The sequence below is a fragment of the Schumannella sp. GW821-FHT10F01 genome (assembly GCF_058809295.1).
The window spans coordinates 25,980-39,366 of record NZ_JBXASM010000005.1; the positions used below are offsets into that span (position 1 = coordinate 25,980).

Annotated in this window: 14 protein-coding genes; 10 read left to right on the forward strand and 4 right to left on the reverse strand. The window is 74.8% G+C overall.

From position 1 onward, the window contains the following. Positions 1 to 55: 55 nt before the first annotated feature. From AC1RSJ_RS07565 to AC1RSJ_RS07575, 3 genes are all read right to left on the reverse strand, one after another. Entirely contained in the window at positions 56 to 1,225 is a 1,170-nt protein-coding gene (locus AC1RSJ_RS07565; RefSeq protein ID WP_493117744.1) for a MalY/PatB family protein, read from the reverse strand. Then, on the reverse strand, positions 1,222 to 1,680 hold the full coding sequence (locus AC1RSJ_RS07570; protein ID WP_493117745.1) for a hypothetical protein: 459 nt from the start codon (positions 1,678 to 1,680) through the stop codon (positions 1,222 to 1,224). Before AC1RSJ_RS07570 ends, AC1RSJ_RS07565 begins: the two co-directional genes overlap by 4 nt. Before the next feature lie 172 nt (positions 1,681 to 1,852). Further along, positions 1,853 to 2,212, reverse strand: coding sequence for a sterol carrier family protein (locus AC1RSJ_RS07575; protein WP_493117746.1), 360 nt, complete (start codon positions 2,210 to 2,212; stop codon positions 1,853 to 1,855). Between the two features lie 60 nt (positions 2,213 to 2,272). Between AC1RSJ_RS07575 and purD the strand changes: the two genes are divergently transcribed. The 9 genes from purD to purQ all read left to right on the forward strand — a co-directional run bounded on the left by purD (position 2,273) and on the right by purQ (position 9,993). Next, positions 2,273 to 3,535 (forward strand): phosphoribosylamine--glycine ligase, encoded by a 1,263-nt coding sequence (gene purD / locus AC1RSJ_RS07580; protein WP_493117747.1) that lies wholly within the window; start codon positions 2,273 to 2,275, stop codon positions 3,533 to 3,535. A gap of 80 nt (positions 3,536 to 3,615) precedes the next feature. After that, entirely contained in the window at positions 3,616 to 4,455 is an 840-nt protein-coding gene (locus AC1RSJ_RS07585; RefSeq protein WP_493117901.1) for a phosphoribosylaminoimidazolesuccinocarboxamide synthase, read from the forward strand. Beyond that, positions 4,452 to 4,958 carry a GNAT family N-acetyltransferase gene (locus AC1RSJ_RS07590; RefSeq protein ID WP_493117748.1) on the forward strand — a complete coding sequence of 169 codons (507 nt, stop codon included), beginning with the start codon at positions 4,452 to 4,454 and terminating at the stop codon, positions 4,956 to 4,958. Before AC1RSJ_RS07585 ends, AC1RSJ_RS07590 begins: the two co-directional genes overlap by 4 nt. Next, the gene (locus AC1RSJ_RS07595) at positions 4,955 to 6,052 is read left to right on the forward strand and encodes a hypothetical protein (RefSeq protein ID WP_493117749.1); all 1,098 of its coding nucleotides are present in this window, start codon (positions 4,955 to 4,957) and stop codon (positions 6,050 to 6,052) included. Before AC1RSJ_RS07590 ends, AC1RSJ_RS07595 begins: the two co-directional genes overlap by 4 nt. Before the next feature lie 167 nt (positions 6,053 to 6,219). Then, positions 6,220 to 7,089, forward strand: a complete 870-nt coding sequence (locus tag AC1RSJ_RS07600) for a VOC family protein (protein WP_493117750.1) — start codon at positions 6,220 to 6,222, stop codon at positions 7,087 to 7,089. A 155-nt stretch (positions 7,090 to 7,244) separates the two neighbouring features. Next, positions 7,245 to 8,312, forward strand: coding sequence for a glycosyl hydrolase family 18 protein (locus AC1RSJ_RS07605; RefSeq protein WP_493117751.1), 1,068 nt, complete (start codon positions 7,245 to 7,247; stop codon positions 8,310 to 8,312). After that, on the forward strand, positions 8,309 to 9,004 hold the full coding sequence (locus AC1RSJ_RS07610; protein ID WP_493117752.1) for a GDSL-type esterase/lipase family protein: 696 nt from the start codon (positions 8,309 to 8,311) through the stop codon (positions 9,002 to 9,004). The genes AC1RSJ_RS07605 and AC1RSJ_RS07610 overlap by 4 nt, the downstream gene beginning before the upstream one ends. A 39-nt stretch (positions 9,005 to 9,043) precedes the next feature. Next, positions 9,044 to 9,298 (forward strand): phosphoribosylformylglycinamidine synthase subunit PurS, encoded by a 255-nt coding sequence (locus AC1RSJ_RS07615; RefSeq protein ID WP_493117753.1) that lies wholly within the window; start codon positions 9,044 to 9,046, stop codon positions 9,296 to 9,298. Beyond that, positions 9,295 to 9,993, forward strand: a complete 699-nt coding sequence (purQ, locus tag AC1RSJ_RS07620) for a phosphoribosylformylglycinamidine synthase subunit PurQ (RefSeq protein WP_493117754.1) — start codon at positions 9,295 to 9,297, stop codon at positions 9,991 to 9,993. The genes AC1RSJ_RS07615 and purQ overlap by 4 nt, the downstream gene beginning before the upstream one ends. Positions 9,994 to 10,071: 78 nt before the next feature. Here purQ and AC1RSJ_RS07625 read toward each other — a convergent pair whose 3' ends face one another. Then, positions 10,072 to 10,497, reverse strand: coding sequence for a putative endonuclease domain-containing protein (locus tag AC1RSJ_RS07625; protein ID WP_493117755.1), 426 nt, complete (start codon positions 10,495 to 10,497; stop codon positions 10,072 to 10,074). A gap of 563 nt (positions 10,498 to 11,060) precedes the next feature. Between AC1RSJ_RS07625 and purL the strand changes: the two genes are divergently transcribed. Further along, a complete protein-coding gene (gene purL / locus AC1RSJ_RS07630) occupies positions 11,061 to 13,385 on the forward strand; it encodes a phosphoribosylformylglycinamidine synthase subunit PurL (protein WP_493117756.1) in 2,325 nt (774 codons plus the stop codon). The last annotated feature ends 2 nt before the right edge of the window (positions 13,386 to 13,387 follow it).

The following is a 13,387-nucleotide window of genomic DNA, read 5'->3' on the forward strand; positions in this document are numbered from 1 at the left end:
CCTCGCTGGGCCTGAGCGGCGGGCGTCAGCGCGCGACGCGTGAGGGGCAGGCGACTCAGCGCGCGGCGGCGATCCGCTCCACGGCCTCCGTCAGCACCTCGGGCGCGCAGGCCAGGTTGAACCGCACGAAGCCGCGGCCGGGTCCGCCGAACGCGGGTCCGTTGCCGAGCGCCACCTTCGCACGCTCCAGCAGCACCGCGGCCGGGTCGTCGCCCCAGCCCGCCGCGGAGAGGTCGACCCAGCCGAGGAACGACGCGCGCGGCTCGTGGTAGACCGCCTCCGGGAGGTGCTCCGCCAGCAGCTCGCGCAGCAGCACGCGGGAGGCGGCGATCGTCTCGACCACGTCGTCCAGCCAGGCGCCGCCGTCGCGGAAGGCGACGACGGAGGCCTCGGCGCCGAGCTTGCCGGCGCGGAACCCGACCTCCTCCGGCATCCCGGCGATGAGGGAGCGGCTGCGCTCGCCCTCGCCGACGAACAGCGCGCACTTCAGCCCGGCGATGTTGAAGGCCTTGCTCGCGGAGTGCGCGGCCAGGCCGACCTCGCGGGCGGCATCCGAGACGGCGAGGAACGGCACGAACGTCGAGTCCGCGTGCACGAGCGGGGCGTGGATCTCGTCGCTGAGCACGAGGGCGCCGTGGCGACGGGCGATGTCCGCGAGCTCGGCGAGCTGCTCGCGCGGGTGCACCAGGCCGATCGGGTTGTGCGGGGAGCACAGCAGCACGGCCCGCGCTCCCGCGGCGAGCGCGGTCTCGATGCCGGCGAGGTCCATCGACCAGGCGCCGGCGCCCTCGCCCGCGAGCCGGGCGGCGTCGAGCCGGAGCGGCACCTCGACGACCGTGCCGCCGGCCTCGGGCACGAGGTCGAAGAACGGCGGGTAGACCGGCGGCATGATGACGACGCCGTCGCCGGGCTGGATCGCGGCGCGCAGCGTCTCCACGAGCACGACGCTGACGTCCGTCGTCGCGAGCACGGCCTCCGGATCGACGCGCCAGTCCCAGCGGTCGCGGGCGAACCCGGCGAACGCGTCGGCGACCGGACGCGACCCCTCGACGTATCCGGCGTCGTTCGCGCGGAGGCGGTCGATCACGGCCTCGGCGAGCGCCGGCATCAGCGGGTAGTCCATCTCGGCGACGAAGAGCGGCAGCACGTCGTCGGGGAACGTGCGCCACTTCACGCTCGTGCGCCCGCGGAGCGCGGCCAGCGGATCGGCCGGGATGCGGCTCACGCGCGGGGCTCCGGGTCCGGGGCGGCATCCGGGTCCTCGTCGGCGTCGGGGTCGGCCTCAGCGGCGGGCTCCGGGTCCGCCTCGGCGGCGGGCTCCGGGTCGATCGGCTCCGCGGCGACGTCGGGGTCCGGTCCGACACCCGGGTCGGACGACTCGAGCTCCTCCGGCGCCTCGACGACCTCGACCTCGACGGCGACCTCGCGCGCGCGGCGCGCGAGCACGGCGTCGAGCACGAGCCCGACGACCGCGCCGACGACGACGCCGAGCACGGCGCCCCAGATCGCGAGGTAGCCGAACGTGCCGGCGAAGCCGACCTCCTCGTCCACGGGGAAGACGGTCGTGAGCACGAGGGCCGTGATGATGCCGAGCGCGGCGCCGAGCCCGATGAACACGCCGAGCTTCGGAGCGCGGCGCACCCGCACCCGGTCGGGACGGTCGGCAGGCTGCTCGCTCACGCCTCCATCCTCCCAGGCCGCGGGTGAGAGGTCCGACTGCGCGCGGTTCTCAGGCCCGACGCGCGGGACGCGCCGCCACCCGCGCCGGATCTGCCCCACGGCCCGAGAACCGCGCAGCCGGGCCGACGCCGTGAGCCGCGCGCGCGTCGGCCGCGCACGTCAGCCGCACGCGTCAGCCGCGGACGACCGGCAGCGCGTCGGCCAGGTCCGCGCGCGAGCCGGACGCCGAGACCCGCGCCGCGGCGACCGCCTCCGCCCAGGTGAGCCGGCCGGAGGCCATCGCGAGCCAGGTGACGGCATCCGTCTCGACGACGTTCGGCGGGGTGCCGCGGGTGTGCCGCGGCCCCTCGATCGCCTGCACGGCGCCGAACGGCGGCACGCGCACCTCGACGGTGTGGCCGGGGCGCAGCTCCGCCAGCACCTGGAGCGTCCAGCGGACGGCGAGCGCGACCACCGGGCGCTCCGTCGCCCCCGCCAGCGCCGCGTCGTACGCGGGTCGCCCCTCGGTGTCGGGGATGCGGGCGCGGGCCATGCCGACACGGTACCCGCGGGAGCGGATCCCGGTGCCGTCCCGCCCGAGTACCCTGGTCCGGTGCGCATCCTCGTCCTGGGCTCGGGAGCCCGCGAGCACGCGATCGTCAAGGCCCTCCTCGCGGAGGACGCCGGCCACGAGATCACCGCGGCCCCCGGCAATGCCGGCATCGCGGCGGACGTGGAGACGGTCGGGCTCAACGCCTCCGACGGGCGACTCGTCGCCGACTACGCGCGCGACAACGCGGTCGACCTCCTCGTGATCGGACCGGAGGCGCCCCTCGTGGCGGGCGTCGCCGACGCGGTGCGCAAGCACGGCATCCCGGTCTTCGGCCCCGGGAAGGCCGCTGCCGAGCTCGAGGGCTCGAAGGCCTTCGCGAAGCGGATCATGGCGGAGGCGCAGGTGCCGACCGGCAGCGCCACCCGCGCGACCACGATCGAGGAGGTCGAGACCGCGCTCGACGTGCTCGGCTCGCCGTACGTGATCAAGGCCGACGGCCTGGCCGCGGGCAAGGGCGTCATCGTCACCGAGGACCGCGCGGCCGCGATCGACCACGCCCAGTTCTACCTGCAGCAGGGCGGCGTGCTCGTCGAGGAGTTCCTCGCCGGCCGCGAGGTCTCGCTGTTCCTGCTCTCGGACGGCCACGACGTGCTGCCGCTCGCGCCGGCGCAGGACTTCAAGCGCCTCCACGACGGCGACGAGGGTCCGAACACCGGCGGCATGGGCGCCTACTCGCCGCTGCCGTGGCTGCAGCCGCGCTGGGAGACCGAGGCGGACTTCGTCGACGAGGTGATCGACACGGTCGGCCGCCCGACGGTCCGCACGCTCGAGGCCGCCGGCACCCCGTTCATCGGCCTGCTCTACTGCGGGCTCATCGTGACCGAGCAGGGCATCCGCGTCATCGAGTTCAACGCGCGGTTCGGCGACCCGGAGACGCAGGTGGTGCTCGCCCGGCTCGAGACCCCGCTGTCGGAGCTGCTGCTCGCGTCGGCCGCGGGCGGCCTCGCCCGCCTGCCGTACCCGCGCTTCAGCACGGACGCCGCCGTGACGGTCGTGCTCGCGAGCGAGGGCTACCCCGACTCGCCGGTCACCGGACGCCCGATCGACGGCCTCGACCTCGTGTCGGACGTCGTGGTCGAGCACGCCGCGACGGCGCTCGTCGACGGCCGCTTCGTGGCCACCGGCGGCCGGGTGCTCAGCGTGGTCGGCCGCGGGGCCGACATCGCGGAGGCGCGACGCCGGGTGTACGCGGCACTCGACGACATCGAGCTCGAGGGCGGCCAGTACCGCCGCGACATCGCGGACTCGGCGGCCCGGTCGTGACCGGCGCCGGCGGCGAGCCCGCGGGCACGGTCCCGGGCGCCTCCGGCGATCCCCGCCTCGCCACGCTCGGCTGGCGGCACGTGTACTCCGGCAAGGTGCGCGACCTCTACCGGTCCGACGACCAGCCCGGACGCATGCTCGTGGTGGCATCCGATCGGGTGAGCGCCTTCGACCACGTGCTCGAGCCCGGTGTGCCGGGCAAGGGCGCCGTGCTCACGCAGCTCAGCCTCTGGTGGTTCGACCGCCTCGGCATGCCGAACCACCTCGCGGCCGCGCATCCGTCGCTCGGCGAGCACCTGCCGGAGGGCATCGCCGAGCGGGCGATGCTCGTGCGCGAGCTCGACATGCTCCCGATCGAATGCGTCGTGCGCGGGTTCCTCGTCGGCTCCGGCTGGGTCGAGTACCAGGCGTCCGGCACGGTGTGCGGCATCGCGCTGCCCGCCGGGCTCGCGAACGGCGACCGGCTGCCCGAGCCGATCTACACGCCCGCCTGGAAGGCCCCGCTCGGCCAGCATGACGAGAACATCACGTTCGAGCGCACGGTGGACCTGGTCGGCGTCGAGACCGCCGCGGAGCTGCGCGACCGGAGCCTCGCGGTGTTCGCCGAGGCGTCCGCGATCGCGGAGGCGCGCGGCCTGATCCTCGCCGACACGAAGTTCGAGTTCGGCCGCGACCCGTCGGCCGGCGGCGCGATCGTGATCGCCGACGAGGTGCTGACGCCGGACTCGAGCCGCTACTGGGACGCCGAGCACTACGCGGCCGGCGGCCCGGGGCGCCTCGACAGCTTCGACAAGCAGATCGTGCGCGACTGGCTCGCCTCCGTCTGGGACCGCACGGGCACGCCGCCCGAGCTGCCCGGCGAGATCCTCGAGCGCACGTCCGCCCGCTACCGCGAGCTCGGACGCCGGCTGCGCGGATGACCCCCGCGGTGCTGCTGGAGCGCGTCGGCTGGGACGACCCCCGCGGCGCCGCCCTCCGCGCCGCCCAGCGCGTCGAGATCGAGACCCGCTACGGCACACCGGACTCGGAGCCCGGCCCGGCGCCCACGGCCGACGACATCGCGCTGTTCCTCGTCGCCTCCGTCGACGGGGTGCCGGCCGGCTGCGGCGGACTCCGCCGGATCGACGCGACGCACGGCGAGATCAAGCGGATGTACGCCGACCCGGCCTTCCGCGGCCGGGGCGTGGCCACCGCCGTGCTGCGGGGGCTCGAGGTCGCCGCGCGCGAGCTCGGCTGGACGCGGCTCGTGCTCGAGACCGGCACGCTGCAGCCCGACGCCGTGCGGTTCTACCAGCGCGAGGGCTACACGCCCATCCCGCGCTTCGGCCACTACCTGCACTCCGACGACTCGCTCTGCTTCGCGCTGGTGCTGGGGGCGGACGATGCCGCGGAGGCTCCCACGGAGGACGCGGCGAGCGCGTGAGCGGCATCGGCTACGGCGACGAGCGACCGGTCGAGCTGCCGGTCGTGCCGCCGGAGTTCCGCACGGCGCCGCCGCCCGGCTCCGAGCCGCCCGAGCCGGAGCGCCCGGCCCGGCGACGTCGGCGCTGGGTGCTGCCGGTCGTGATCGCGGCCGCGGTGCTCGTCGCCGGGACCGGTGCGGGCGCGGCCGTCCTCGCCATCCGCGGCGGCGATCCGACCGCCTCACCCGAGGCGGCCGTGCGCGGCTTCGTCGACGACCTGCGGAACGGCCGCGCCGAGCATGCCGTCGCCGCGCTGGCCTCGAAGCCGGCCGGGGACCCGGCGCTGCTGACGGATCGCGCGTTCCGCGACGGCGACGCGGGCATCGGCGGCGTGAAGATCGGATCCGTCACCCGGCACGGCACCACCGCGACCGTCGTGGCGACGGTGCGGGCCCGGCTCGGCTCGACCGAGGTCGCGTTCCCCGTACGGACCGTCGGCGGCGCCTGGCGCGTGGAGCCCGACGTGCTCGGCCGCGTCTCGCTCGTCACCCCGCTGCCGAGCGGCAGCACGGTGGAGCACCTCGGCGACCGCGTGGACCTGCGCGCCGCGCTCCCGGCCCTGCCGGGCAGCTACCGGTTCTCGACGCGGAGCAGCGACTCGATCGTGGAGGAGGAGGACGCGGACGTCGCCGTCGCGCTCGCGACGGGCGGCGACACGGTCGCGCTCACCTTCCGCAGCCCGCTCAGCGCCGAGGGCGAGCAGCGCGCCGGCGAGGCGGTCGACGCCTTCTACGACGCCTGCCTGGCGCAGACCGGACTGCACACCACCGGCGGCTGCGGCTTCGGGCTCGTCGGCGAGGACGGCGTCACCTACTCCGACGTGACCTGGACGGCGAAGCCGCGGCCGGTCGCGGAGTTCGGCGCCTGGGACGGGCACGGCTGGTCCGTCTCGGCGAAGGACCTCGGCGCGATCCACCTCGACGCGGTCTACCACGAGGGCTCGGACTCCGGCCCGGCGCAGGGCGACTACGAGGGCGCGACGCTCGGCGGCACGGTGTCGGTCGGCGCCGACGGCGAGTGGTCGTACGGCTCGAGCCTCCCGGACGTGACCTAGGTCGACGCCGACGCTCGGATCCCTGAGCGCACCCTTCGGATCCCCGAGCGCACCCTTCGGATCCCTGATCGCACCCTTCGGATCCCTGAGCGCACCCTTCGGATCCCTGAGCCTGTCGAAGGGCCGCCCCGGGCATGGATCGCCCCGCTCCGGCGTTGAACGCGCACATGGACCGCCTCGCCGACGCCACCGCCATGGGCGCCGTCACCCTCCGCGTCGCCGACCTCGACGCGATGATCCGCTACTACCGCGACGCCGTCGGGCTCGACCTGCTCTCGCACGACGGGCCGCGTGCCGAGCTGGGACGCCCCGGTCGCACCCTGCTCGTGCTCGAGCACGCACCGGAGCTGCGGCACGCCGCGCCCCGCGAGGCCGGCCTCTTCCACACCGCGATCCTGTTCGACACCCGCGCCGACCTCGCCGCCGCGGTGTACTCCGTGGCGCGCTCGCGGGCGGGCGCCTTCACCGGCTCGAGCGACCACCTCGTGAGCCAGGCGTTCTACTTCGACGACCCGGAGGGCAACGGCGTCGAGCTCTACTGGGACCGCGACCGCACGCAGTGGAGCTGGGTGCACGGCCGGATCGAGATGGGCACGCTGTTTCTCGATCCGAACGCATTCCTGTCGGAGCATCTGACGGAGGCGGGCGCCGAGGGACCCGGCTCCGGCGATGCCGTCATCGGGCACGTGCACCTCTCGGTGGGCGACATCGCGCCCGCGCGGGAGTTCTACATCGACCGGCTCGGCTTCGCGGAGACGTTCGAGGTGCCGGGCCAGGCGCTGTTCGTCAGCGCGGGCGGCTACCACCACCACATGGCCATGAACGTCTGGAACAGCCGCGGCGCCGGACGCCGCCAGCCCACCCTCGGGCTCGGCCGGGTCGACATCCGCGTGCCGGGCGCGGACGATCTGGGCGAGCTCGGCGAGCGGATGGCGCACTTCGGGCTCGACGCCCGCGGCGACGCCGACGCGCGCGGCGACTGGCTCGAGTTCGACGACCCGTGGGCGAACCGCGTACGGGTGAGCGCCGCCGGCTGACGCATCGTCGCACTCCGTCCGGGAAGCCGGGGCGGGCGAGGGCGCAGAGCCTCACGAGTCGCACCGGTCCCGGATCTCCGGACGGAATGCACCGCACGAGCGCCGGTGCCGGCGACGTCCGCCGACATCCCAGGCGCGTCCGGCACCATGGACGCATGCGATCCGGACGACGACGCCCGACCCGCCGCGCCGTCCTGGCCGCCGCCGGGTCCGCCGCGGTGATCGCGCTGCTGGCGGGCTGCGGACTCGGCGCGCCCGTGCCCGAGCCGACGGCCGATCCGCTCGGCGCCCGCAACGACGGCGCGCTCGAGATGACCGCGTGGCAGCCCGACTACTCGAACCCGGACCGGATTACGGCGAGCGCGGACGGCCTCGACGTCGTCTCGGTCGGCTCGATCGCGCTCCGCGACGAGGGCGCCACGGTCAGCGAGCCGACCGATAAGGTGCTGCGCCAGCTCGACCGGGCGAAGTCGCTCGGCAAGGAGGCGACGATCCTCGTCACGAACTCGCGCCCCGGCACCGGGTTCAGCAGATCGCTCGCCGCCGGGCTGCTGAGCAGCCCCGCCCACCGGATCGTCGTCGCCACCCGGCTCGCCGACATCGTGACGGCGCACGGCTGGGACGGCATCATGCTCGACTTCGAGGCGCTGTCGTCGAAGGAGGCCGGCGGCCTGGTGCAGTTCGCCCGCGACCTGCGCGACGCGGTCGGGCCGTCGGTGCGGCTGGAGGCCGCCATCCCGTCCGCCCGCACGCCGGAGGGCTACCTCACCCGCGGCTACGACGTCGCCGCCCTGGCCGAGCACCTCGACCACCTCACGATGATGGCCTACGACCAGCACGGCACCTGGAACCCGGCGGCGCCCGGGCCCGTCGGCTCGATCGACTGGCAGACCCAGTGCCTCGACGCGCTGCTGCAGCTCGTCGCGCCGGCCCAGGTCGACCTCGGCGTCGCGGGCTACGGCTACCGCTGGGGCGGCACGCTCGGCGCCCGATCCCTCGGCGACGTGCAGGCGCGGCGCCTCGTCACGGAGGACGGCGCCACCGCCACCTGGGACGACGCGTCGCAGGAATGGACGGCCACCCTCTCGGACGGGTCGGTGTTCTGGTGGGCGGACGCGCGCTCGCTGACGGCGCGGATCGCCCTCGCGAAGGACCGCGGCCTCAACGGCGTCGCGGTGTGGTCGCTCGCCGTCTCAGACCCGATCGAGCGGCACGACGGGTGAGCCGGCTCCCGTTCCTGCTGACCGCGCCCGTCGTGCTCGCGCAGGCGCGGCGCCTCAGCGCGAGCACGCCGCGGCTGCCGCCGCCGCCCGGGCCCTGGACCGGGGAGGCCGGTGCCGGGTCCGACGCCCTCCGCCTGCTGGTGCTCGGCGACTCGACCTCGATCGGCACCGGGACGGAGGCCGCGGCCGACGGCCTCGCCGGCCGCCTCGCCGAGCTGCTCGCCGACGACGAGCCCGGCACGACCGTCACCTGGCGCGCGCTCGGACGCAACGGCGCGACCGCCGCCGACGTGCGTGACGAGCTGCTCCCGGCCGCGCTCGAGGATCCGGCCGGGCTCGTCGTGGTCGTCGTCGGCTGGAACGACGCCCTCCGCCTGCGCTCGCCGCGGGCCTTCGCGCGCGACCTCGCGACGCTGACCCGCACGCTCGCCGCGCGCCGGCTCGACCGGCGGGTGGTGGTCGTCGCGGCGCCGCGCTTCGACCGGCTCGACGTGCTCCCCCAGCCGATGCGCTGGGCGCTCGGCGCCCACGCCGCCGGCCTGCGCCGGGCGGCCGCCCGCGTGACCGCGACCTGGGGCGCCGGGATGGCGACCGGGTTCGACGGGGCCAGCACGGCACTCGATCGGTTCCATCCGGACGCCGCCGGCTACGAGCGGATGGCGGCGGCGATCGCGCGGACGCTGCGCCGATAGACTGGCGGCCTCCCTCCCACCGACCCTCTGGAGCGCCACGTGCCCACCATCGTCGTCGAGGTCATGCCGAAGGCCGAGCTGCTGGACCCGGCGGGCAAGGCCGTCGCCGGAGCCCTCGCCAAGCAGGGCCTCGGGCACTTCTCGGGCGTCCGCATCGGCAAGCGCTTCGAGCTCGAGGTCGACGAGGTGACCGACGCGACGCTCGCCGAGGCCCGCCGCCTCGCCGACGACCTGCTCTCCAACGGCGTCATCGAGGACGTGCTGCGCGTCTACCCCGCGGAGTCGGCCGCGTGAGGATCGGCGTCGTCACCTTCCCGGGCTCGCTCGACGACCGCGACGCCCAGCGGGCGGTGCGGCTCGCCGGCGCCGAGCCGGTGGCGCTCTGGCACGCCGACCACGACCTCCAGGGCGTCGACGCGATCGTGCTCCCCGGCGGCTTCAGCTACGGCGACTACCTGCGCTGCGGCGCGATCGCCGCGCACGCGCCGATCATGTCCGAGGTCGTCGCCGCCGCGGACGCCGGGATGCCGGTCCTCGGCATCTGCAACGGCTTCCAGATCCTGGTCGAGGCGCACCTGCTGCCGGGCGGCCTGATCCGCAACGACCACGGCGACTTCGTCTGCCGCGACCAGCTGCTCCGCGTCGAGAGCACCGGTACCGCCTGGACCTCGGGCTTCGAGCAGGGCCAGGAGATCGTCGTGCCGCTGAAGAACGGCGAGGGCGGCTTCCTCGCGGACGCCGAGACGCTCGCGCGGCTCGAGGGCGAGGGCCGCGTGGTGTTCCGCTACCTCGGCGTGAACCCGAACGGCTCCGCGAACGACATCGCCGGGGTCGCCAACGAGCGCGGCAACGTGGTCGGCCTGATGCCGCACCCCGAGCACGCGACCGAGCCGGGCTTCGGACCGGACACCTCCGCCGCGATGCGCTCCGGTGTCGACGGCCTCACGTTCTTCCGCAGCGCGATCGAGCACGTGCTCGCCGGGGTCTGAGGTCCCGGGTCCGGGTCGCTCGCCCTCGCGACTGCACGCGATCGGCGGGTGCAGACGCCCGCCACTCGCCATCTGCGTTCAGTCGCGGTCGCGGATCCGACCCGGTGAGCCGTTCGCACCGCGGTCGATCGCACGTCGAACACGAGCGACCGTGTCCGGCGCACCGCCGCGGAGCCCGGCGCTGCGCACCCGGACCACGCGCCAGGCTGCATCCGCCTCACGGTCGAGCCGGCGCACGTCGATCTCGTACTGTCGGCGATCCGTGCGGTGCTGATCGCCGTCGTACTCCACCGCGACTCGTTCGCGCTGCCAGACGAGGTCGAAGCGGCCGATCCAGCGACCGGCGTCGTCGAGCACGTCGACGTCGAGTCGAGGCGCGACCAGCCCGTGCCGCGCGAGCAGCAGGCGCAGCTCGGTCTCCTTCGGCGACTCCGCCCCGCCGCGCACCTGCGCCGCGGCCTCGCGAGCGCGACGACCGCCCCGTCCCCGGAACGCCGCGGCCACTTCGACGAGGCGCTCCGGCGTCGTCCAGGGCGGAGCGGTGGCCCACGACGCCTCGACTGCGCGCCTGACCCGCGATCGCAGATGTCACGTGCACGACGTCCACCGGGATCGCGGCCGGCAGCGGCGCGGACCAGATCAGGGCCGCAGAGACGTGGGAGAAGCGGTCGCCCGGTCGGAGCAGCGGCGCGGAGTCGCGGACCCGTGCGAGCGGACCGCGTGGTGCCGGAACGCGCCGCCTGATCCCCGCGAACGGCGCGGTGAGGTCCGCGGCACGCAGCCGACCGCGGCTCGCACCCGCCTCCCGTGCATCCTGCACGCGGAACGCGGCGCCGAGCGACGAGGCGAGCGGTGCGCGACGGGTCACCCGCCGATCGTGCCGTGGGTGACGATATGACGGCTCCGGTCATCCACAGCGCGATCATCTGGGTCGCGAGTGCACGCAGACGCACGGTCCGCGGGGCGGTGCACCGGCCATCCGCGTGCAGTGGTCGGGGATCCGAGCCGACGAGCCCCCGCCCCGGCCGCGCGCGCCGCCCCCGTCGAAACCTGGAAGAATCGGCAGGGTGACGGATGCCGCCCCCGCCCCCCGCTCCTCCATCGACACGGTGGACGACGCCGTCGCCACCCCGGAGCGGGAGCAGCCGTACGCCGCGCTCGGCCTGAAGACCGACGAGTACCTGCGCATCCGCGAGATCCTCGGCCGGCGCCCCACCAGCGGCGAGCTGGCGATGTACTCCGTCATGTGGAGCGAGCACTGCTCCTACAAGAGCTCGAAGGTGCACCTCCGCAAGTTCGGCGAGCGCGTCAGCGACGAGATGAAGACCAACCTCATGGTCGGCATGGGCGAGAACGCCGGGGTCGTCGACATCGGCGAGGGCTGGGCCGTCACCTTCAAGATCGAGAGCCACAATCACCCGAGCTACGTCGAGCCGTTCCAGGGCGCCGCGACCGGCGTCGGCGGCATCGTGCGCGACATCATCTCGATGGGCGCACGTCCGGTCGCCGTGATGGACGCGCTCCGCTTCGGCGCGATCGACCACCCCGACACCGCGCGGGTCGTGCCGGGCGTCGTGAGCGGCATCAGCTTCTACGGCAACTGCCTCGGTCTGCCGAACATCGGCGGCGAGACCTGGTTCGACCCGGTGTACCAGGCCAACCCGCTGGTCAACGCGCTCGCCGTCGGCGTGCTCCGCCACGAGGACCTGCACCTCGCGAACGCCCGCGGCGCCGGCAACAAGGTGGTGCTGTTCGGCTCGCGCACCGGCGGCGACGGCATCGGCGGCGCCTCGATCCTCGCCTCCGAGTCGTTCGACGAGGGCGCCGGCCGCAAGCGCCCCGCCGTGCAGGTCGGCGACCCGTTCATGGAGAAGGTGCTCATCGAGTGCTGCCTCGAGCTCTACCGCGAGGGCCTCGTGGAGGGCATCCAGGACCTCGGCGCCGCCGGCATCTCCTGCGCGACGAGCGAGCTGGCCTCGAACGGCGACGGCGGCATGGCCATCGCGCTCGACGACGTGCTGCTGCGCGACCCCACGCTCACCGCCGAGGAGATCCTCATGTCGGAGAGCCAGGAGCGGATGATGGCGGTCGTCACGCCGGAGAAGCTCGAGGGCTTCCTCGCCGTCACCGCCAAGTGGGACGTCGAGGCGAGCGTGCTCGGCGAGGTCACCGACAGCGGCCGGCTCGTCATCACCTGGCACGGCGAGACCATCGTCGACGTCGACCCGCGCACCGTCGCGGTCGACGGCCCGGTCTACGAGCGGCCCTACGTCCGTCCCGTCTGGCTCGACCGCGTGCAGTCCGACAGCGCCGCGGCGCTCGCCCGCCCGGAGGACGGCGACACCCTCCGCGCGCAGACGCTCGCCCTGATCGGCAGCGCCAATCTCGCCGACAAGAGCCGCATCACGGCGCAGTACGACAAGTACGTGCTCGGCAACACCGCCCTGAGCTACCCGGACGACGGCGGCATGGTGCGCGTCGACGAGACGAGCGGGCTCGGCTTCGCGATCGCCACCGACGCGAACGGGCGCTACTGCTACCTCGATCCGCGCGAGGGCGCGAAGCTCGCACTCGCGGAGGCGTACCGCAACGTCGCGGTGACCGGCGCCGTGCCGGCCGCCGTCAGCGACTGCCTGAACTTCGGCAGCCCCGAGGACCCCGAGGTCATGTGGCAGTTCGTCGAGGCCGTCGAGGGCCTCGCCGACGGCTGCCTCGAGATGGGCATCCCGGTCACCGGCGGCAACGTCAGCTTCTACAACCAGACCGGCGACGTGCCGATCCACCCGACCCCGGTCGTCGCGGTCATGGGCACGATCGACGACGTCGCCCGGCGGGTGCCGTCGGGCTGGCAGGACGCGGGCGACAACCTCTACCTGCTCGGCACGACCGCGCTGGAGCTGGACGGCTCCGCCTGGGCCGGCGTCGTGCACGGACACCTCGGCGGACGCCCTCCGGCCGTCGACCTCACCCGCGAGAAGGCGCTCGGCGACCTCCTCGCGAACGCGGCGAAGGAGGGGCTGTTCAACGCCGCCCACGACCTCGCGGACGGCGGGCTCGTGACGGCGCTGGCGGAGGGCGCGCTGCGCTTCGGCGTCGGCGCCCGGGTCTCCCTCGGCGACCTGCTCGCGCGCGACGGCATCGACGCCGCGACCGCGCTGTTCAGCGAGTCGACCGGCCGGGTGCTCGTGGCCGTGCCGCGCGAGGAGGACGTGAAGTTCATCCGGATGTGCGAGGGCCGCGGCTACCCGGTGCTGCGCATCGGCGTCACCGACGACGGCGGCGCGGACGGCGCCGCGCTGGAGCTGCAGGGGCTGTTCACGCTGCCGGTCGAGGAGCTGCGGGGCACCTGGTCCGCGCCGCTGACCGAGGTGCTCGGCGCCGGCGCGGTCTGACC